The organism is Streptomyces sp. NPDC028368, assembly GCF_055565615.1.
On sequence record NZ_JBVHTY010000001.1, the window covers coordinates 591850 to 612512 of the forward strand.

The window sequence follows — 20663 nt, forward strand, 5'->3', positions numbered from 1 at the left end:
ATGGTATCCGGCCGCCCCCTATGGGGTCGCTCTAATATCCGGGGCATGGAACCGGCTCTGAAGACGCATGTCAGCGACGGCACGGCGACCGTCACGATCAGCAATACCGGCAAGCGGAATGCGATGACCGTGCAGATGTGGCGGGATCTGCCGCCACTGCTGGAGCGGCTGGCGAGTGATCGTTCCGTACGGCAGCTGGTGCTGACGGGCGAGGGCGGGACGTTCTGCGCCGGGGCGGACATCGGGTCGCTGCGGGAGCCGTCGGGCGAGTCACAGGGGCTGGCGGTGGCGGCGGAGGAGGCGCTGGCGGCGTTCCCGGGGCCGACGCTGGCGGCGATCCGGGGCTATTGCGTGGGCGGTGGCTGCCAGTTGGCGGCCGCCTGCGATCTGCGGTTTGCGGAGGAGGGGGCGCTGTTCGGGGTGACCCCGGCGAAGCTGGCGGTCGTCTATCCGGCGTCCGCCACCCGGCGGCTGGTGCGGCTGGTCGGGCCCGCTTCCGCCAAGTATCTGCTTTTTTCGGGTGAGTTGATCGACTGTGCGCGGGCGCTGCGCACGGGTCTGGTGGACGAGGTGCTGCCCGAAGGCGAGTTGGACAAGCGGGTTTCGGACTTCGCGGCCGTACTGGCCGGCCGGTCGCTGCTGACGCAGACCGCGGCGAAGGAACTGGCTGACGGGACGTGGGACGTCCTGCCTCCCGAGGCCGAGGAGCGGGGTGCCCACTGGGCCGCGCAGGCGCGCGCGAGCGGCGACACCGTGGAGGGTGCCGCCGCCTTCCTGGAGCGCAGGGCGCCGCGCTTCACCTGGCCCGCGGGGTAGCGGGGTAGCCGGCCGGGCCTGGGACTACTCCTCCCCCGCCAGGAGGAACCGGCTCCGCTCCCGCATCAGCGCGGTGATCTCGGCCGGCGCCTTCTCGGGGGAACCGGCGTCGTACGGCGGCTGCGGGTCGTACTCGATGCCGAGCTGGATCGACTGGGCCACGGCGTCCCCGGCGATCCGGCCCGCCAGGGTCAGCCCCATGTCGATACCGGACGAGACACCGGCCGCCGTGACGTACTTGCCGTCGAAGACCACCCGGTCCCCGGTCGGCTCGGCCCCGAGGCCGGGCAGCTGGTCCAGTGCCAGCCAGTGGGAGGTCGCCCGGCGGCCCTTGAGGAGGCCCGCGGCGCCCAGCAGGAGCGATCCGGTGCACACCGAGGTCGTCCAGGTGGTGTGAGCGTCCACGGCGCGGATCCACTCGAGCAGCGCGTCGTTCTCCATGTGCGCGATCTGCCCCGGGCCGCCGGGTACGACGATGATGTCGGGCGCGGTGACGTCGGCCGGCGCGGCGTCGGCGACCAGGCCCAGCGAGCGGTTGTCATTGCGGTAGGTGCCGGGGCGCTCGGCGACGAACACCGTCTCGGCGCCCGGCAGCCGGCTGAGGGTCTCGTACGGGCCCACGGCGTCCAGGGTGGTGAAGCGGTCGTAGAGAAGGATCGCGATCTGCATCTGAGGGCTCCTGTTGACAGTTGGCAGTTGGTAGTTGGCAGTTGGCAGTGATGACGGGAATCGGACGGGGACCTCACGCGCCGAGCCACGGGAACACCGCCCGGCCCCGCCGCGTTGTGGGCCCCGAGGGGGCGCTCGCATCCCCTACGGGTTGTGTTCGACCGCGCCGTAGGGGCAGGGTCCGGTCAGCTCACCGGCGCAGAGGCCGGCCGGAAACGGCGGCGGTATTCGGCCGGGGCCGCGCCCAGCGTCCGTATGAAGGCGCGGCGCATCGCCTCGGGGGTGCCGTACCCGCAGTGCCTGGACACCTCCTCGATGCCGTCGACGGTGTCCTCGAGGCGCCGCCGGGCGGCCTCCAGGCGGGTCCGGTCGACGTAGCGGCCCGGCGTCATCCCCACCTCGTCGCGGAAGGCGCGGGCGAAGTGCCGCGGCGAGAGTCCGGCGCGGGCGGCGAGGGCGTCGACGGACAGATCCGCCGCCGGGTTCTCGGTGATCCACTGCTGGACGTCGCGCAGCGGGCGCCGCTCCGCGGTCTGGGCGGCGAGCTGGGCGCTGAACTGGGTCTGATTGCCGGGGCGGCGCAGAAAGACGACCAGGTGGCGGGCGACGGTCAGCGCGAGGTCACGGCCCAGGTCCTCCTCCACCAGGGCCAGCGCGAGATCGATACCGGCCGTGACACCCGCGGAGGTGACCAGATCGTCGCCGTCCCGTACGTAGATGGGCTCCGGGTCGACGCGGACGGCGGGGAACCGCCGCGCCAGGGTGTCGCACAGCGACCAGTGCGTCGTCACCCGCCGCCCGTCCAGCAGCCCCGCCTCGGCGAGCAGCAGCGCCCCGCTGCACACCGAGACCTTCCGCCGGGCCCGCGGCGCATACGTCCGCAGCCAGTCGACCAGCCGGGGGTCGGGGGTACGGGTGCCGTTGCCGCCGGGCACCAGGAGGGTGTGCGGCACCTCGGCGTCGGCGAGCGCGAGGTCCGGGGTGAGCGTGAGGCCGCTGGTGGTGCGGACCGGGCCGCCGTCCAGGCTTGCGGTACGGATCCGGTAGGCACCCGGGGTGCGGACGTTGGCGCCGCTCAGGGCCTCGACCGGCCCGCTGACATCGAGGCTCTGCAGGCCGTCGAAGAGGACGACCAGCACATCGCGCTGTTCCATGCCTCCATCCTGGGGAGCAGCGGCGATGGCGGCAATGACGAATAACCCACCTTTACTGCCATGACCGGGAGGCCACCGGCGGGCCGGGGGCCAGGAGCCGGAAGCCGAGGGGCGCACCTGCCCCCATACCGAGCGGTCGGTAACCTGCTGCCATGACCTCTACCAGCGCACTGCCCGAGAACGCCGGACGTCAGTGTCATAACGTGATCAACCCGTACCACTCGACGCACTACTTCGCGCCGGAGTTCCCCGCCGAGCTGGCGAAGCTCGGTCTCGAGAACCGCAGCGCCGCCTACTTCGCCGCGCGGGCCGCCGCCATGGGCCCGGTGGGTCCCGGCACCATCACGGCCACCTTCTACAACTTCAAGCACGACCTGATCGCGCAGCACGTGCCGCACATCTGGTCGGTCACCACGCCCGAGGCCGTCCTCGAGGCCCGACTGCGCGCGGCCGACGCCACGCTGCGCCGGCTGCTCGGCGACGAGGCCGTGGCGTCCCCGGAGATGGCGGAGGCGGCGAAGCTGGCGCTGCGCGCGGCCGAGGGCTGCAGCCGCCCGGCCCGGCCGCTGTACGCCGCGCACGCCGACCTCCCGGTGCCCGAGGCCCCGCACCTCGCCTACTGGCACGCCGCGACGCTGCTGCGCGAACACCGCGGCGACGGCCACCTCATGGCGCTGCTGGACGCCGAACTGGACGGCCTGGAGGCGCTGGTCACCCACAACGCCAGCGGCCGCGGGATGAGCTACAAGGGCGTCATGGCGACCCGTGGCTGGTCGGACGAGGACTGGCAGGCCGCACAGGAGCGGCTGCGGAGCCGTGGGCTGCTGGATGCCGAGGGCGAGTTGACCGAGACCGGCGGTCAGCTGCGCAAGGACCTGGAGCGCACCACGGACCGGCTGGACCGGGCCCCGTACGAGCACCTGGGCGCCGAGGGCGTGGCCCGGCTGACCGAACTGGCGACCGGTTTCGCCGGCGCCGCCATGAACGCCGGGGCCTTTCCTGCGGTGATGTTCGGCAAGTGAGCGGGCGTGTGACCGGCATGTGACCGGGTGTGTGACCGGGTGTGTGACGGGGCGCGTCACCGGTATGTGACCCGCATGTGATCAGCATCGGACCGGCACCGGGTCGGCATGCGCTCGGTGTGATACGCCGTCGCCGGGGTGTGCGTGCGCCTTCTCACACCCCGGCGCGCGCGGCTGGGCGGCGCGACAGTGCGGCCCGCCACCCGGCACAATGCAGGCTCAAGCAAGCGCTGGAAGGCGGGGCAGGATCAACGTGACGGCATCGACTGTGTCCACTGGGTCTCTCGAGTCCCTCGAAGCGAGGATCGCCGAGGAGCTCGGCGTCAAGGAGCGGCAGGTCAGGGCCGCGGTCGAACTGCTCGACGGTGGCTCGACCGTCCCGTTCATCGCGCGCTACCGCAAGGAAGCCACCGAGATGCTCGACGACGCGCAGCTGCGCTCGCTCGAGGAGCGGCTGCGCTATCTGCGGGAGCTGGAGGAGCGCCGGGCCGCGATCCTGGAATCCGTACGGTCCCAGGGCAAACTGGACGCCGCCCTGGAGGCGCAGATCCGGGGCGCCGAGTCCAAGGCGCGCCTGGAGGACATCTACCTGCCGTACAAGCCCAAGCGGCGTACCAAGGCGCAGATCGCGCGGGAGGCGGGCCTGGAGCCGCTGGCCGAGGGGCTGCTGAGCGACCCTTCGGTGGAGCCGGCCGCGGCCGCCGAGGGGTTCGTGGACGAGGGCAAGGGCGTCGCCGATCCGGCCGCCGCCCTGGAGGGCGCGCGGGCCATCCTGACCGAGCGGTTCGGCGAGGACGCCGACCTGATCGGTGAGCTGCGTGAGCGGATGTGGTCGCGCGGTCGGGTCGCGGCCAAGGTGCGGGAGGGCAAGGAGGAGGCCGGCGCGAAGTTCGCCGACTACTTCGACTTCGCCGAGCCGTTCACCGAGCTGCCCTCGCACCGGGTGCTGGCGATGTTCCGCGGCGAGAAGGAGGAGATCCTCGACCTCGCGCTGGAGCCGGAGGCGGCCGCGTCGGTGACCGAGGGCCCCAGCGCGTACGAGCAGGCCATCGCGCATCGTTTCGGCATCGCCGACCGGGGCCGTCCCGCCGACAAGTGGCTGCAGGACACGGTCCGTTGGGCCTGGCGCACTCGCGTCCAGGTGCACCTCGGCATCGATCTGCGGCTGCGGCTGCGGCAGGCCGCCGAGGACGAGGCGGTACGGGTCTTCGCGTCCAACCTGCGCGATCTGCTGCTGGCGGCGCCCGCCGGGACGCGCGCCACGATGGGCCTTGACCCCGGTTTCCGTACGGGGGTGAAGGTCGCGGTCGTGGATGCGACCGGCAAGGTGGCCGCCACGGAAACCATCTATCCGCATGTCCCGCAGCAGAAGTGGGACGCCTCGCTGGCCACGCTGGCGAAGCTGGCGCGCGAGCACGACGTCGAGCTGATCGCGATCGGCAACGGCACCGCCTCCCGCGAGACGGACAAGCTGGCGGCCGATCTGATCGCCGCCCAGCCGGAGCTGAAGCTGACGAAGGTGATGGTGTCCGAGGCGGGCGCCTCGGTGTACTCGGCCTCCGCGTTCGCCTCCCAGGAGCTGCCGGACATGGATGTGTCGCTGCGCGGCGCGGTCTCCATCGCCCGGCGCCTCCAGGACCCGCTGGCCGAGCTGGTCAAGATCGACCCGAAGTCGATCGGTGTCGGCCAGTATCAGCACGACCTGTCCGAGGTGAAGCTGTCGCGCTCGCTGGACGCGGTGGTCGAGGACTGCGTGAACGGCGTTGGTGTGGACGTCAACACCGCTTCCGCGCCGCTGCTTTCGCGGGTGTCGGGCATCGGTTCCGGCCTGGCGGAGAACATCGTCGCGCACCGGGACAGCAATGGCCCCTTCCGCTCCCGTAAGGCCCTCAAGGACGTGGCGCGGCTCGGCCCGAAGGCGTACGAGCAGTGCGCGGGCTTCCTGCGGATCCGGGGCGGCGACGACCCGCTGGACGGGTCCAGCGTGCACCCCGAGGCGTATCCGGTGGTGCGGCGGATGGTCGCGTCGGCGGGCAGCGAGGTCGGCTCGCTGATCGGCAACACCACGGTGCTGCGCACGCTCAAGGCCGCGGACTTCGTCGACGACTCCTTCGGCCTGCCGACCGTCACCGACATCCTCCAGGAGCTGGAGAAGCCGGGCCGCGACCCGCGGCCGGTCTTCAAGACCGCGACCTTCAAGGAGGGCGTGGAGAAGATCGGCGATCTGCAGCCGGGGATGCTCCTGGAGGGCGTGGTGACCAATGTCGCCGCCTTCGGGGCGTTCGTGGATGTGGGCGTCCATCAGGACGGCCTGGTGCATGTGTCGGCGATGTCGAAGACCTTCGTCAAGGACCCGCGGGATGTGGTGAAGCCGGGCGACATCGTGCGGGTCAAGGTGCTCGACGTCGACATTCCGCGGAAGCGGATCTCGCTGACGCTGCGGCTGGAGGACGAGCACGGCAAGGGCGCGTCGGCGGGCGGCGGCGAGCGGCGTGGCGGTGGTGAACGCCGCGGTGGCGGTGCGCACCGCGGTGCCGGTGAGCAGCGCGGTGCCGGTGAGCAGCGCGGTGCCGGTGAGCAGCGCGGTGCCGGTGAGCAGCGCGGTGCCGGACCGCGTGAAGGCGGCCGGGGCGGTGCGCCGCGGCAGCGGCAGGGCGGCGGCGGCCAGCGCGGCGGGGAACGCCGGGGCGGCCGTGACGCCGGGCCGGCCAATGACGCGATGGCGGACGCCCTGCGGCGGGCCGGGCTGCTCGGCAAGGAGGGCGGCGGTCGCCGGTAGACACCGGCGTTCACGGGCGGGCGGGGGCGCGGCCTCCGCCCGCCCGGCTGGTTGGGCCGGTGGGGAGTTGTTGCCGTTCATGGCCACCGGGACGTCCGCAAGCCGCTCTTACGTCGCGCGCCCGGCGGCGGCCCGCTCTTCCCGCTCGCGCTCCGCCGCCGACTGCGCGTACCACTCGTCGTAGTGCGCGGCCCCGTGAGCCTTGGCGGCGGCCCGCCGCCAGTCCTCCTGTGGTCCGGCGAAGGCCGAGGTGTGCTGTGGCCCCCACACCTGCGCACCGTCGCGCCACAGCGAGGCGGTCTGATACCCGTCCCCGCCCCAGAAGTCCGCTTCCACATGGGCGATCGGCCCGTCCTGCGACAGCTCGCCCAGGGTCCGTGGCAGCGCGTCCAGGAGCGGCTCGGTGAGCGGCATCAGCCCCAGACGCTGCCGAAGCGGGGCGACCAGCGGCTCCGGTTTTGCGGCGGCCCAGCTCTGCAGGTGGTCGAAGTCCCCTATGACGGCGTTGAGTTCGTACGACATCCGGTTACGGTAGCCGGGCCCCGGCAGGGCGCCGATCCCCTTTTCGCGGCGGTCGCCAAGATCCGTTGTCAGTGGCTGCTGATACGAATAGAAGCAGCTGAGAACGGGGGTGGGACGTGGCGTACGACGCGAAAACCGCGGGGCACCGGCCGGTGGTCGATCTGACCGACCGGCGGGCGCTGGAGCGCTGGAGGCCGGCGGAGCCGGCGGTGGTGGAAGAGGCGCGGCGGCTGAAGGAGGCCGCGCTGCTGGACTTCGGGCTGACGGATTCCGTGGTCGCGTCGTGGATCTATGCGAAGTGCCCTCACCAGATCCCGACGACGGCCGTCGCGACCGCCGCCGTCGTGGCCTCGGGAGACGGCACCTGTCCGCTGCTCTACAACCCGGATTTCTTCGTCCAACTGGGGCTGGACGGCGTGAAGTTCGTCCTCTTTCACGAGGCCCGGCATCTGGTGCACCGCCATCTGTTCGCCGATCCGGAGCTGCGCGACGACCCGGTTTTCGCACTCGCCGCCGAGGTCTCCATCAACCATGTCGCGCTCGTACGGCTGGGCCGCAAGCATCTCCCGATGCTGAATGGCAGTCCGACGGGCGTGGATCCGCGCGAGGTCCACCAGGATTACGTCGCCGACCTGACGGACCAGGGCCTCGACCCTGTCGTCTATGACGATTTCGTCGAGACCGACATGAGCGTGTTCCGCGAGCTGAAACGGATGAAGCGGCCGCCGGTGCCGACGGCGGTGTGTGTGCATCTGGACGGCCATCCGGATGCCGGCATGGGGCCGATCCAGGAGGCCGGCGCGGACCAGGAGACCATCGACGAGGCCGTGTCGTCCGCGCTGCTCAACACTCTGCTGGCCGCCCGGCGCGGACACCCGGGCGCGGAACGGGAGTTGCTCGACCTGATGGACCGTACGGACGGGATGTCGGAGCATGCGAGCCGGGTGTGGGGGCGGCTGGGTGCGGGGACGCTGCGCGGCGAGACCGCGCGGACCGGCAGGGTCGACTGGTGGCAGCGCTGGCTGGTCGACATCCTCGCCTCGAAGCTGCGGGAGGGTGAGCGGCTGGTCTACCCGAAGAAGCGAGGCGCCCTGCTGGCCGCGCTGGGCCATGACCCGATGCTGTCGCGGCGCGGCCCGGAGCGCGAGAAGGTCCTGGTGATCGCCTATGACACCTCGGGGTCGATGCCCGATGGAGTGGTGTCCTGGTTGACGAGGCTGGTGGGCGAGATCGACGGGGTGGCGGCCCACTGGCTGTCGTTCGACGGCGTGGTGATGCCGTTCCAGCCCGGGGAGCGAGTGTACGGCGGCGGGGGCACGAGCTTTCAGGCGGTGGCCGATTACGTCGAGGGCCGTACGACGGTCGACGGCAGGCATTTCGAGGAGATACCGGACGCCGTCGTGATGCTCACCGACGGCCACGCCCCGCACCTCACACCCGCCGAGCCGGACAAATGGATCTGGCTGATCACCCAGGGCGGCGACGACTGGCCCGACCACCACACCCCGCAGATGGCCTGCCACCGGGTGACGACAGGAGACCGATGAGCACGACCATGCCGACCAGGCCGACCACGCCGACCACCACGGTGCCCGGGACAGCGGCGGAGACCGAGCGGCCTCGCTGGCGGTCGAGTGCCACCTACCCGGAGCCGCCCGAGGGCTGGACGGGTGTGTCCCGGCTGGAGTCGTTCATCGACGCGATGATCGACATGGGGCAGACCGGCCAGATCTTCGGCGAGCACGGCATCGGCAAGACCGCCACCTTCTTCTCCCATCTGCCCAAGGCGTATCCCGATGCCGAGCTGGTCTTCGTGCCGGCCGCCAATCTCACGCCCGACGATCTGCTGGCCAACGCCCCGGTGCGTGACGCCAGGACGGGTGAACTGGTGCTGCGGCAGCTGGTGATGAGCCAGCTGCGCCCCGGCAAGCCGTTCGTCCTGCTCATCGACGACTCGCTGCAGGCCGGTGCGACGATCCAGTCGCAGCTGATGCAGATCGCCTGCAACTGGACGCTGGGCGAGTACGACCTGCGGGCGCTCGGCTGTATCGGCGTCTTTCTGACGGACAATGAGTCGCTGGCGGAGACGGCCGCCCGGCGCAGCGATCTGGCCGTGCTGGACCGTATGGTGACCCTCCGGATCACCGCCAATGACACGGCCTGGCGGTACGAGCTGGCCGCGAAGTACCCCGACTGGAATCTGCGTGAGGTGTTCACCACCTGGGCGGCCCTCGGCCCGGCGCTGCGGGAGCTGCTCTCGCCCCGCACCATCGACCACATCCTGGCCAATGCCCAGGAGGGTTTCCCGCTGCGCTGGGGTCTGCCGCTGGTCAACGGCGAGCGGCTGCGGCTGCGCGAGCAGCGCGGCGACGGCAAGCCCGGCAAGGACCGTACGGCCGAGGTGCTGGACCGGATCGCGGCGTCGGTCGGCGCGGCGAATCCCGCCACGATTCCCGACCCGGTCCGCGCGGTCGTCCGTGCGGCGCTGCGCAACCGCTGGTCGGTGCTGCTGCAGGGGCCGCCCGGGTGCGGCAAGACGGAGCTGGTGCGCGAGACGGTCCGGGACGGGCTGGAGGGGCGCGAGCCGCTCTACTTCTCCCTGCCGGTGACCAACGTCGAGGACCTCTGCGCGCCGATCCCCACTGCCGACGGTTCGCTGGACAACCTCCTGGCCGGACCGTTCCTGGGGCCGGAGCCGAAGGCGATCGTCTGGGACGAGTACAACCGCCCCAAGGACAAGTCGGCGTTCGCCAAGCTGATGGAGATCACTCAGGAGTGGTCGCTGGCCGGGCGGCGGATCGAAAATCTGCGGGCGCAGATCGCCGTGCAGAATCCGCCGTACCACCTCGGCCGCAAGCTCCTGGTCGCGCGGAACAACATCGCCCAGGCGACCCGCTTCACCGCCTCACTGACGGTCGAGCCCGGCGACATCCCGGCCAATGAGTGGCTGATCGCCACGTACGGGCCGGTCGCCGAAACGGTCCTGGAGTGGTGGAAGCACGACATCGACGAGGACGGCCGGGCCTGGATCACCAAGCGCACCATCGAGCGGCTGATCAAGCTCCACCAGCGGGGGCTGCCGCTGGAGATGGCCATGGTGTATCTGGGCGACGGCGAGTACGCCCCGGTGCCGCTGACCGCTCTCATCGACCGGCTCAACCGGCGGCCGGTCACCGGCCTGCGGGAGCTGGCCGAGGACATCGACGCCTGGGAGGAGCGGATGCGCAAGGCGGCGGCCGAGTCGAGCGAGGGGTCCAACGACAGCGACCTGGTCCATCAGGTGCTGGCAAACGCCGAGTTGTCGCAGCTCAAAGAGCATCAGGACGCGGTGGCCCGGCTGTTGCCGCTGCTGCCGCCGAAGTTGCGTTCCACGTATCTGGTCGGTGCGTCGAGCGATGCGCAGCGGTTCTGGATCGAGACGTTCGCGCGGATACCCCGGCGGTGAGGCGGGGTCGGCGCACGCCCGCGCTGCCGCCATGCGGCGTCACCAGTCGGCTTCCCGGTAGTCCTTGAGGAAGACGCCGGAGACCGGGTCGCCCGCCTCGCCGCGCACTATCGGGTCGTAGACGCGGGCCGCGCCGTCGACGATGTCCAGGGGCGTACGGAATCCGGCCCTGGCGCTGTGTTCCTTGATGGGCAGCGGGTTCTCGTCGGTGATCCAGCCGGTGTCGACGCTGCACATATGAATGCCGTGGGCCGCCAGTTCGGGGCCGCTGGTGCGGGTGAGCATGTTCAGGGCGGCCTTGGCCATGTTGGTGTGGGGATGGCGGCCGGTCTTCTTGTGGACGGCGAAGCGCCCCTCGACGGCGCTTACATTCACCACATAGCGGCGGGGGTGTGGCGAGGCGAGCAGCAGGGGCAGCAGACGGTCGCAGAGGAGAGTGGGCGCGAGGGCGTTGACCAGTTGGGTTTCCAGCAGCTCGGCGGGGTCGAGGTCCCCGATGCGGGCCGTCCAGGAGTTGGCGGGCGCGGTGTCGGGCAACAGCCCGGCCTCGTCGACGGCGAGCCCGCTTCGGCCGGTCATCGTGACAGGCGCAGGTACGTGCACGGACAGGGGCAGGGGTTCGGGCAGCGGTACGGGCGGAGGCGCCGGCGGAGGTGCGGAGAGGGGCTGAGGGGTGGCGGCCTGCGCCAGCCTCAGGACATCCGCGTGCTGACGGCCCGTCAGGGCGAGGTCGGTACGGAAGCCAGGGGCGAGCCGCACCCCCTCCGGCAGTTCTCCCCGCTCCCCCGCCGCGAGCAGCGCATACGACTCGGGCGGCCGGCGTATCGTCTGCGCCGCATTGTTGACGAGGATGTCCAGGGGGCGGCCTTCCTCCCGCAGTCCCTGGCACAGTCCGAGCACCTGGCGGGGGTCGCACAGGTCGATGCCGACGACGGTCAGCCGGTGGAGCCAGTCCGCGCTGCCCGGCGCGGCCCCGAACCGGCGCCGGGTGTCCCGTGGGAAACGGCTGGTGACCAGCAGCTCCGCGCCATCGCGCAGCATCATCAGCGCCAGCTGGAATCCGATCTTGACCCGGCCGCCGGTGAGCAGCACCCGGCGCCCGGTCAGATCCGTACGGAGCTCGCGGCGTGCGGCGTTGTCGGCGGCGCAGGCGGGACAGAGCAGGTGGTAGAAGGAATCGACCCGCCGGTAGAGCGCTTTGCAGACATAACAGCGCCGGGGCCGCTGCAACTCCCCTCCTTGGCCGATCTGTTGACCGAGGGCGGTGTCCTCGCGGCGCTCCGGGGAACCGGTCGCGGTCGCGGCCAGCACGGCCGCGTCGGCCGCGGCCTGCTCCCGCTTGTGCGCCTTGCGCCGGATCATCCGGGTATCGCGTACGAATGTGCCGGCGGCCCGCTCCGCCCGCACCCGCCTGGGGTCGCCGACGGGCAGCGCACGCAGCCGGGCGATCGTCCGGTCGAAGGCGGCGAGTTCGTCCTCGGTGACCACCACGTCCTCCGCGGCCCGGTCTGCCGCGGCCCCTTTCTCCGCGGCGCCGTGCCCGGCGGCCCCCGCCGCGTGCCCTGAGTCCACCTCGGTCCGCATTCCCATCCCCCGTTACGCAGTGTCTCCCCTTGACCAATGATCACCCTATGCGACCTGACCTGGCGGAAGCGGGGCTCGCCGCAGTGAGCCACCGCGTCGGCATCGCCCAGCGGGCCGCGACCACGTCCGGCCACACCCGGCCCGCCCCCGATGCCCGGCGCTACGCCGTCCCCGCATACCCCCGCAGACGCTCCAGCTCAGCTGCGACATCCGTCAGCGTGGCGCAGTCCGGGTCGGTCCACAGCTCGGGGGCCGGGGTGCCGGTGGCCCGGTGGCGCGGGTCCTCGACCGTGTCGGCCATGGCGGACAGCGCCTGGCACAGGCGCTCGGCTTCTTCGGGGCTCGGGCGGCGGGCGCCGTGGTCGAGGCGTACGGCGCAGGCGGTAGCGGCGTCCACGATGCGTTCGGCCGCGGTGACGGCGGTCAGCCAGTCGGGGTTGCGGTCGCGGGAGGCGAGGAGTTCGGCCGCGGCGGTCTCGGCCGCCGCACGGGCCTCGCCCAGCGCCCGGTAGGCGGCCCGGCGCAGCGCCAGCCGCTCGGTGAGGTGCTGTCCGGGTTCGGATTCCAGGACATGCCGCAGGAAGCGTTCGGTGGCACGCAGCGCCGCGGTGACCCGCTGGCCGACCCGGCGGCGGGGGTCCGCGAGCCGGGGCAGATGTCCGACGACGAGGACGATGCCGCAGGCGATGGATGTATCGGCGATCCGCTCGGGGGCGGCCTGGGGATCGCCGCCGAGGTGGACGAACGACAGCACCATGAGGGTGATCGCCACGGTCTGCAGCGCGAAGTGCCGGGTGGCGAACGGCAGAAGCGCGCCGCCCGCACCGGCCACCAGCGCGGGCCACCACGACCCGGTCCCGGCGAGCAGCAGCCCCGCTCCGGCGAAGACCAGCACACCCGCGACGGTCCCGGCGAAGCGGTTGACGGTACGGGAGAACAGCGGCCCCAGGTCCGGCTTGACCAGGAAGGTGGCGGTCACCGGGAGCCAGTACCAGTGATCGGCGCGCAGCAGCAGGGCCACGGCGGCGCTGGCCGCGATGCACAGGGCGACCCGCAGGCCGTAGTCCCGCCCGGCGGGGCCAAGGAGGCTGCGCCCGCGGCGGGTCCGCCGGCTGATGACACCGAGCGCCCGCCGGGCCATCGACGACCACTCGGGGCCGCCCGGCATCGGCGCTCGAGGCGGCGACAGCGGCTCCGAGCGGGCGAACGCGACCGCCGCGTCGAGCAGGGCACGGTCGAAGGCCCCGCGCGCCGCCGAGCTGGACTCCGGCGCGGACAGCCGCCCCGGTGGCTGCCCGGTCCGCAGGGCGTCGGCGAACCGCCGGGGGCTCTGGGCGACGCGGGCCGGCAGCGGGCGGGCCTCCCAGAGGAGCGCGACGCTGGCCTCGCACAGGGCCGTCGCCGCGGCGAACCGCTCAGCGAGCAGGAGCTCTTCCCTGCGGGCGGGCCGGCGCAGCAGCCTGCTGGTCAGGCGGCGCAGCCGCAGGGCCTCGTCGGCGCGGTCCAGGGCGGCGGTCAGGCGGCGTCTGGCGGGTTCGGCGCCGGGGCCGCCGGCCGCGGCGAGGGAGTCGGCGAGCGCGTCGAAGACGGTGGCTACGGCGGCGCGCTCGCCGCTGAGCGCGCCGCCCGCGGGGCGCGGCGAGCGCAGTACGAGGCGCAGCAGGAGCAGCCACAGGCAGCCTGCCAGGACGTAGAGGGCCTTTTCCGGCGGCGTCCCGGGCAGCGGCATGCCGGCGCCCAGGATGGTGGTGGCGAGCATCTGCATACCGGCGGTGGAGCGGACGGGCCCGGCGACGCTGCCCGCGCCGGAGACAAAGCCGACCGCGAACAGCGCCGGAACGATCCACCAGCCCGCGTCGGCCGCTTGGAGCGTGGCGCCCAACAGCATGCCGAGCGCCGAGGCGAGGGCGGGCAGTCCGATGTGGACGATGCCGGTGCGGCGGGTGCCGGGGCGGTCGTTGACGCCGGCCAGCATCGACCCGAGCCCGGCCAGCACGCCGGCCGGCAGATGGCCGGTGGCGATGCCCGCGCCGAGCAGCGGCCCCGCGCACAGGGCGCCGCGGGTGACGGCCGCCCACGGCACGGGCAGCCGCTGCCAGCGCAGGGGGTGGGCGAGCCAGGCAGGCAGGGCGCGCAGGGCGCGGGGCATGGGCTTCCTCATCGGCCGACGGTGCTGCTACCAGCCTAAGGTCGGGGTTTGTCCTGGTGACGGCCGGAGAGTTACGCCAAGATCACGTCAGCGTGACCGGCCGCGGACCGGGCCGGGCCGGGCGGGGGCCAGGCGGGGGCCAGGCGGGGCGGGGGCCCCACGCGACTCACAAGAGCCCGGCCAGCTTGTAGAGGACCAGGGACCCGGCCACCGCCACATTGAGACTGGCCCCGGTCCCCACCATCGGAATCTCCACCACCTCGTCCAGCAGCGGCAGGGCCTCGGGCGGAATGCCGTGCTGCTCGTGTCCCAGCACCATCACCGTCGGCTCCCGCGCCGCGGGCAGATCCGCCAGCCGCACCGCCTCTTCGGCGAGTTCCACGCCCACCACCCGCAGCCCGCGCTCACGCTGCCGCTCCAGCCAGCCCGTCGGGTCTCCCGTCCAGTGCACACATGCGGGCCGCCGGAGCGTATTGCCACGTTCCAGCGCCTCGGGCACCCAGGAGAAGCGCGGCACGGTCAGACAGGCACCGACCGCATCGCAGGTCCGCAACAGCGTGCCGAGGTTGGCCCCGTGCAACGGCCAGAGCGGCGCGGCGTAGAGGTGGTCCCAGCACGAGTGGGCGCGTGGCCGCCGGGACCGCCGGAGTTCGCCGCGGGTACGCATACGGATGGCGGGCGCGGTCCCCCGCGTACGCCCGCTCATCGCCCGGCGGAGGCGGCCCCCCGGAACCTCGGCGTCATGGTCCGGCGCCTCATCGGCAACGTCCTCGTCACCGTCTGCATCGTCAGCAACTGCGGCGCCGACACCTGTCGCGTCAGCAACTGCTTCGTCAACAGCCGCTTCATCAACAACCGCTTCATCAACAACTGTCGCATCGATCAGGGCGCTTCGCGGCGCGCCCGAGCCATCGTTGTCCCTGCCGTCGCCCGGTCGGCGCGCGGCCGCCTCATGCTAGGCCGCCGCTGCCGCCCCGTCCTCCCTTTTTGTGGTCACGCCGGTACGAGAGGCAGCGCAGCCTCGCTGAGCGACCGCGGAGGGCCGGTATCCCCCGCCCTCCGCGCTCTTACCGCCCGGACCCCATACCGCCCGGAACTGTTACTCCTCGGAACTGCTACCGCTCGGAAGTCTTACCGCTGGGCCGAGCGTCCCCGGACTCGACACCCGCGGGACCGGCACCCGCGGGACCGGCACCCGCGGGACCGGCACCCGCGGGACCGGCGTCCGCGGGACCGGCGTCCGCGGAGGCCTCGGCCACCGCCTCGGCGCTCACCTCGCCGCTCACCCCGCCGTTCACCGGCCCGATCCGGATCTCGAAGTCGCCGTCGTACTGCTCATGGCCCGCGATCACGGCCATCCCGACGGCCTCCTCGCCCTTCTGCCCCCGCACGATCAGCGGATCGCTGCGCAGATCCCGCATCAGCGCCCAGCACATGGCGAGCATCACGACCATGAACGGCACCGCGACCAGGATCGTCAGGTTCTGCAATCCGGTCAGCGCATCGCCCGAGCCACCGCCGATCAGCAGCATGATCGCGGCGACCGCACCGGTCACCACGCCCCAGAACACCACCACCAGGCGGGTCGGCTCGAAGGTTCCCTTCTGCGAGAGGGTGCCCATGACGATGGAGGCGGCATCGGCGCCGGAGACGAAGAAGATGCCGACCAGGATCATCACCAGGATGCTGGTGACGGTCGCGACCGGGTACTGGTGCAGCACGTCGAAAAGCTGGCCCTCGGAGGTGGTCGATCCGTTGAGCTGCTTGGAGTGCTGCAGCTTCATGGCCGAGCCACCGAAGATCGCGAACCAGATCAGGCTGACCACGCTCGGCACGAGGATGACGCCGCCGATGAACTGACGGATCGTCCGGCCGCGGCTGATCCGGGCGATGAACATGCCCACGAAGGGCGTCCAGGAGATCCACCACGCCCAGTAGAAGACCGTCCAGCTGCGCAGCCAGCCGCCCACCTCGCTGCCGCTGCTGGCCTCCGTGCGGCCCGCCAGCTGCGGAAGCTCGCCGATGAAGGAGCCGATGGAGGTCGGCACCAGGTTGAGGATGAGGATGGTCGGTCCGACGACGAAGACAAAGACCGCCAGGATCAGCGCCAGCACCATGTTGATGTTGGACAGCATCTGGACGCCCTTGGCGATGCCGGAGACCGCGGACAGGATGAAGGCGACGGTCAGTACGGTGATGATGACGACCAGCAGAGTGGTGCTGACGCTGTCCATCCAGCCCAGCACCTTGATGCCGCTGCCGATCTGCAGGGCGCCCAGGCCCAGCGAGGCCGCGGAGCCGAAGAGGGTGGCGAAGATGGCCAGGATGTCGATGATCCGGCCGCCCCAGCCGTTCGCCCGCCGCTCGCCGATGAGTGGGGTGAACACCGCGCTGATCGTCTGCCGCCTCCCCCGCCGGAAGCAGCTGTACGCGATGGCCAAGCCCACGACCGCGTAGATGGCCCAGGGGTGCAGCGTCCAGTGGAACAGCGTGGTGGCCAGCGCCGTGTCCATCGCCTGGGCGGCGTCCTTGGGGGCGGTGCCCGGGGGCGGAGTGGTGAAGTGCCCCAGCGGCTCGCTGACGCCGTAGAACATCAGGCCGATGCCCATGCCCGCGCTGAACATCATCGCGACCCAGGACACCGTGCGGAACTCCGGCTCCTCCCCCTCCTTGCCGAGCGTGATCCGGCCGTACTTGCTGACGGCCAGCCAGATGGCGAAGATGACGAAGCCGGAGGCGGCGAGCACAAAGGCCCATCCGCCGTTGTCGATCACCCAGTTCAGCATCGACGTCGAGACGTTCTTGAGCGATTCGGTGGACCCCGCTCCCCAGGCGATGAACGCCAGGGTGAGCAGGGCGGTGACACCGAAGACCACGCGGTCGGTCTGTGGGGGCGCCGTCCGGTGCGGGTCGTCGGGCAGCTCCATCACCGGTGGCGGGCCACCCCCCACACCCTTCTCCTTGACTGTGTCCGACACTGTTGACCTTTCAATTGGACATATTTTCCTTACCTGTTACCCCCTACCACATCGCCGCAGTACCGCACCGGCGTCGCGACCGTAAGGTGATAACCGGCCCGCCGGTCCAATAGCAGCGGGATGAGACGGCGCATCGGCTGACGGAGCGGTACGACGGCGCCGCCCGCGCCGTCCGGCCGCCACCGCACCCCGTGCAGTGCCAGTTCCGCCTTGACGTGGTCGAACTGTGCTGCGCCGAGCAGGTAGGCGCAGGGCGGATCGGCCAGGATCTGTTCACCGGTGGCGGGTTCGTTGTCCGCGCCACCGAGATAGACCGGTCCGCGGTCGGCGTATCCGGCGAGCCGCGCCGCGGTGGTGGCCGCCTCGATGCGCGGGCGATGCCGGTCGAGGAAGGTGAACGCCCCTTTCAGGGCGGCACGTTGGGAGGTCACCCGGCGTCGGTTGTTGAGCGCGGGGTCGGCCTTCTCCGCGTCGGTGAGGGCATCGACCCGGGTTTCGACGAGCAGTCCGACCGAGCCCTTCACGCCCGCGATGTTGCGCAGAATCCGTTCCTGGCCGTCTCCCGCCACCTGCTTGACGGGCTCACCCGTCTCCGGGTCGGTCCAGATGCCGTACACCCCCGTGGTGAAGCCCTCCTTCTGGACGGCGGGTTCGACGAAGTCCTTGGACAGGGCCGTCGCCTCGCGGTGCACCGCGTCCGCCGTGTTGAGATTGCGCGGCCACAGGGACAGCAGGTCCTTCATGTAATACGGGACGGTGGGGCCGTATTCGTGCAGGTCGTAGATGGTGTCGGGGCGGTAGTCGCGGATCACGGAGGCCATCGCACGGGCCTCGGGGGTCCGCAGGGCGAGGTGGTCGCGGTTGATGTCCGTCCCTTCGGCGTTGCCGCGGGTGTCCGCCGCCCGGCCGTCGGGGTTGGCGGTCGGTACGACCAGCACGCTGGTGTGCGCGAGGAACCGCCGGGTCGCCGGGTCCTTGGCGTAGGCGAGGTCGCGGATGGTGGTCAGGCACGCCTCACGGCCGGCGGGTTCGTCGCCGTGCTGGGAGCAGATGAAGAGGACGGACGCCCCGCGTCGGACGTCCTCGGGGCGCTCGGGGGCCGGGGCGCCGATCCGTACGAGCTGCACGGGGCGGCCCTGTTCGGTGGCGCCGATGCGGTCGATCCGTACCCGGGGCGTGGCGCGGTCGACGGCGGTGAGGAAGGCCTGTTCCTCGGTCTGGCTGGTCCACCGGGCGCCGTGGCTGGTCTCGAAGCCCGTACGGGGGGTGTGCGGTCCGGCCGCGCCGGCCGGTCCGGCGGGCAGGGTCGCGGCGAGCGTGGCCGTCAGACCGACGGCCAGCGCACCGAGGGTGAAGCTGCGGGAGCGGGGTCTCACGAGGGGTGCCTCCCTTGGCTCGAGGACGTGCGGGAAGGGGGCCGCCCCGCCGGTCGGGGCGGCCCCGGCCGGGTCAGCCCGCGGACGGCCGGCGGCTGATGGAGCGCGGCGGGGCGATCCCGTCGAGCGGTGTGCCCGCCGTGACCGTCGGACGCGCGGTGCCCGCCGTGGCGCGGGCGAACGCCGGGGCGCCGCCGACCAGCGGCAGTTCGGCGCCGGTACGGCTCAGATCGAGGGTGAGCTGCGGCCTGGACGACGGCGGGTCGATCAGGCCCGCGTCCGTCCCGGCGACGATCAGCGCGAGCCGGTGGCCGGCGGGCACGATGTGATCGCTCGCGGCCAGGTCCAGGGTGATGGTGTACGGCTTGCCCGGGGTGAGCGGGCGGCCCTTGCGGTCGTTCGCGTAGTTGCCGAGGTCGGCCCAGCCGCGGCTGAAGACGGTGTGTGCCACCTTCTGGGTGTCGGCGGCGGTCTCCTTGAAGCAGCCGGTGTCGCCCGTGGTGCCGGCGCCCCAGCAGGTGCGCCGGGTGAGGGTGGTGATGCCCTCGCCGTCGGCGCCGTAATTGCGGATGGTGTCCGGGCCGAGGTCCACCAGGACGGCGCTCAGATGCGCGGTCGAGGTGCTCGGGGTGGCGGTGACGGTCACCTTGCCGGAACCGGACAGCCGCAGGGGTGCCTTCAGCGGCGCCGTGGTGAACCCGGCCTTGTCCGGCGTGGAGCGGTCGATGTCCGCCGCCCAGTCGGCCTCGCTCCGCTTCGGGTCGTCGGTGAAGGCCGCGGTCGCGCCGTGCGGTGCGGGTTCGGTGCCCAGGACGCCGGCGCCCGGCGCGGTTGCGTTACGGGGCCGCACGGTGGTGGCCGCGGTGCCGGGGGCGGGCCACTGCGGATCGGTGGACCAGGTGCCGGGCGACCGCTCGATATCGGCCATCGGTGTGCGCTCGATGCCGTTGTCGTAGCCCATCAGATAGTGGTCGAACCAGTGGTGCAGGGTCGTGACCCAGGCGCCGCGCCGGTAGTCGAAGGGATCGACATGGCCGGTCTGGGACAGCCACACCTTGCGCTCGACGCCGTGCCGGGCGAGCGCGTCCCACCAGCGGCCGGCGTGCCGGGTGCGGACATTGAGGTCCTGCATGCCGTGCACCATGAAGACGCTGGCGCGGACCTTGCCCGCGTCGGGGACGTAGTCCCGCTCGGTCCACAGGCCGGTCCAGTCGCCGGTCCGCGGCGCGCCGTCGACGAGCTTCTTCTGTACGGCGGCGCACCGTTTGTGCGCGTCGGGGCTGTCGACCGCGTCCGCGAGCCCGTCGGGACCCGAGTCGTAGAGCGGGGCACCCTTGGCGAAGTAGTAGTCGTACCAGGAGGAGATACCGGATATCGGGACGATGGTCTTCAGGCCCTTGACGCCGGTGGCCGCGACGCCGTTGGCGATGGTGGCGTCCCAGCTCTTGCCGATCATTCCGGTGCTGCCGTTGGACCAGCCGGCGGTGACGGGTTTACCTCCCGTACGGGCTGAATAGGCGCGTCCTCTGCCGCCCAGCCAGTCGACCACGGCTTTCGCCGACTGGATATCGGAGCGGCCGCCGACGTCGATGCAGCCGTCCGAGCGGTTGGTGCCCGCGAGGTCGACCAGGACCGTCGCATAGCCGCGCGGCACAAAGTAGTTGTCATAGAAAAGCGGGAACTGGACCGGCCGGCCCTGGTCGTCGTAGGTCTTCTTCTGGCTCTCGTTACCGCGGCCGCAGCAGGAGTAATACGGACTGGCGTCCATGATCACCGGTATGCGGCGGCCCTGCCGGGCGGGCTCGGACGGCCGCACGATGTCGACGGCGACCCGGTCGGTCCTCCCGTCCGCGTCGCCGTCCAGCCGCGTGTCCACCCAGACCGATTCGCGTATCGCGTGGTCGTAGGAGTACACGGGTCTGCTCTCACCGGACGCGGGGGTCGCACCCGCGCCGTTCGGAGCGATCAGCACCGACAACAGGGCGACGGTGGCCGCCAGTACGAGCGCCTTCCAGGGGATGCGGGAAACCCGCGCACGTATCGTCACGGGCGGACCGTAGCGCGGGTCAACTCCGGTGCAGAAGGGGGCCGTCAGAGGTCCATGACGGCGAGATGTCGGTCATGTGTCGGATGACGCCATGGACATGACGTTGACCACGATGAGTACAT

At 71.8% G+C, this 20663-nt stretch carries 14 protein-coding genes; 5 read left to right on the forward strand and 9 right to left on the reverse strand.

Annotated features, from left to right (window positions below; all coding sequences use genetic code 11):
* The first annotated feature begins 45 nt into the window (after window positions 1-45).
* A complete protein-coding gene (locus tag ACZ4S3_RS02640) occupies window positions 46-816 on the forward strand; it encodes an enoyl-CoA hydratase/isomerase family protein (protein ID WP_467924824.1) in 771 nt (256 codons plus the stop codon).
* Window positions 817-840: 24 nt separating this feature from the next.
* On the opposite strand, the gene ACZ4S3_RS02645 is transcribed toward ACZ4S3_RS02640, so the two are convergent.
* Both ACZ4S3_RS02645 and ACZ4S3_RS02650 read right to left on the reverse strand, forming a co-directional pair.
* Window positions 841-1485 carry a DJ-1/PfpI family protein gene (locus tag ACZ4S3_RS02645; RefSeq protein WP_467924826.1) on the reverse strand — a complete coding sequence of 215 codons (645 nt, stop codon included), beginning with the start codon at window positions 1483-1485 and terminating at the stop codon, window positions 841-843.
* A gap of 185 nt (window positions 1486-1670) precedes the next feature.
* Complete coding sequence (locus ACZ4S3_RS02650) at window positions 1671-2639, reverse strand: GlxA family transcriptional regulator (protein ID WP_467924828.1); 969 nt, start codon at window positions 2637-2639, stop codon at window positions 1671-1673.
* A gap of 152 nt (window positions 2640-2791) precedes the next feature.
* Here ACZ4S3_RS02650 and ACZ4S3_RS02655 point away from each other — a divergent pair, with 152 nt between their 5' ends.
* Window positions 2792-3661 (forward strand): SCO6745 family protein, encoded by an 870-nt coding sequence (locus ACZ4S3_RS02655; RefSeq protein ID WP_467924830.1) that lies wholly within the window; start codon window positions 2792-2794, stop codon window positions 3659-3661.
* Window positions 3662-3914: 253 nt separating this feature from the next.
* On the forward strand, window positions 3915-6440 hold the full coding sequence (locus tag ACZ4S3_RS02660) for a Tex family protein (RefSeq protein WP_467924832.1): 2526 nt from the start codon (window positions 3915-3917) through the stop codon (window positions 6438-6440).
* Window positions 6441-6548: 108 nt separating this feature from the next.
* Here the strand turns inward: ACZ4S3_RS02660 and ACZ4S3_RS02665 are convergent, their stop codons facing one another.
* Window positions 6549-6962, reverse strand: coding sequence for a hypothetical protein (locus ACZ4S3_RS02665; RefSeq protein ID WP_467924834.1), 414 nt, complete (start codon window positions 6960-6962; stop codon window positions 6549-6551).
* Between the two features lie 116 nt (window positions 6963-7078).
* Here ACZ4S3_RS02665 and ACZ4S3_RS02670 point away from each other — a divergent pair, with 116 nt between their 5' ends.
* Both ACZ4S3_RS02670 and ACZ4S3_RS02675 read left to right on the forward strand, forming a co-directional pair.
* Entirely contained in the window at window positions 7079-8509 is a 1431-nt protein-coding gene (locus ACZ4S3_RS02670) for a DUF2201 family putative metallopeptidase (RefSeq protein ID WP_467924836.1), read from the forward strand.
* On the forward strand, window positions 8506-10407 hold the full coding sequence (locus ACZ4S3_RS02675; protein ID WP_467924838.1) for an AAA family ATPase: 1902 nt from the start codon (window positions 8506-8508) through the stop codon (window positions 10405-10407). Before ACZ4S3_RS02670 ends, ACZ4S3_RS02675 begins: the two co-directional genes overlap by 4 nt.
* A gap of 39 nt (window positions 10408-10446) precedes the next feature.
* On the opposite strand, the gene ACZ4S3_RS02680 is transcribed toward ACZ4S3_RS02675, so the two are convergent.
* From ACZ4S3_RS02680 to ACZ4S3_RS02705, 6 genes are all read right to left on the reverse strand, one after another.
* Window positions 10447-11895, reverse strand: coding sequence for an SDR family NAD(P)-dependent oxidoreductase (locus ACZ4S3_RS02680; protein WP_467925222.1), 1449 nt, complete (start codon window positions 11893-11895; stop codon window positions 10447-10449).
* A 256-nt stretch (window positions 11896-12151) separates the two neighbouring features.
* The gene (locus tag ACZ4S3_RS02685; protein ID WP_467925224.1) at window positions 12152-14140 is read right to left on the reverse strand and encodes an FUSC family protein; all 1989 of its coding nucleotides are present in this window, start codon (window positions 14138-14140) and stop codon (window positions 12152-12154) included.
* A gap of 166 nt (window positions 14141-14306) precedes the next feature.
* Complete coding sequence (locus ACZ4S3_RS02690; protein WP_467924840.1) at window positions 14307-14846, reverse strand: TrmH family RNA methyltransferase; 540 nt, start codon at window positions 14844-14846, stop codon at window positions 14307-14309.
* A gap of 409 nt (window positions 14847-15255) precedes the next feature.
* On the reverse strand, window positions 15256-17067 hold the full coding sequence (locus ACZ4S3_RS02695; protein ID WP_467925226.1) for a BCCT family transporter: 1812 nt from the start codon (window positions 17065-17067) through the stop codon (window positions 15256-15258).
* An 80-nt stretch (window positions 17068-17147) separates the two neighbouring features.
* Complete coding sequence (locus tag ACZ4S3_RS02700; RefSeq protein ID WP_467924843.1) at window positions 17148-18494, reverse strand: M14 family metallopeptidase; 1347 nt, start codon at window positions 18492-18494, stop codon at window positions 17148-17150.
* Between the two features lie 73 nt (window positions 18495-18567).
* The gene (locus tag ACZ4S3_RS02705) at window positions 18568-20541 is read right to left on the reverse strand and encodes a Xaa-Pro dipeptidyl-peptidase (RefSeq protein ID WP_467924847.1); all 1974 of its coding nucleotides are present in this window, start codon (window positions 20539-20541) and stop codon (window positions 18568-18570) included.
* Window positions 20542-20663 lie beyond the last annotated feature (122 nt).

Excerpts from the sequence above, each read along its gene's own strand:
- ACZ4S3_RS02655 (WP_467924830.1), top strand. The coding sequence starts at position 2,792 with ATGACCTCTACCAGCGCACTGCCCGAGAACGCCGGACGTCAGTGTCAT.
- ACZ4S3_RS02685 (WP_467925224.1), bottom strand. The coding sequence starts at position 14,140 with ATGCCCCGCGCCCTGCGCGCCCTGCCTGCCTGGCTCGCCCACCCCCTG.
- ACZ4S3_RS02640 (WP_467924824.1), top strand. The coding sequence starts at position 46 with ATGGAACCGGCTCTGAAGACGCATGTCAGCGACGGCACGGCGACCGTC.
- ACZ4S3_RS02675 (WP_467924838.1), top strand. The coding sequence starts at position 8,506 with ATGAGCACGACCATGCCGACCAGGCCGACCACGCCGACCACCACGGTG.
- ACZ4S3_RS02665 (WP_467924834.1), bottom strand. The coding sequence starts at position 6,962 with ATGTCGTACGAACTCAACGCCGTCATAGGGGACTTCGACCACCTGCAG.
- ACZ4S3_RS02645 (WP_467924826.1), bottom strand. The coding sequence starts at position 1,485 with ATGCAGATCGCGATCCTTCTCTACGACCGCTTCACCACCCTGGACGCC.
- ACZ4S3_RS02650 (WP_467924828.1), bottom strand. The coding sequence starts at position 2,639 with ATGGAACAGCGCGATGTGCTGGTCGTCCTCTTCGACGGCCTGCAGAGC.
- ACZ4S3_RS02690 (WP_467924840.1), bottom strand. The coding sequence starts at position 14,846 with ATGAGCGGGCGTACGCGGGGGACCGCGCCCGCCATCCGTATGCGTACC.
- ACZ4S3_RS02695 (WP_467925226.1), bottom strand. The coding sequence starts at position 17,067 with ATGGAGCTGCCCGACGACCCGCACCGGACGGCGCCCCCACAGACCGAC.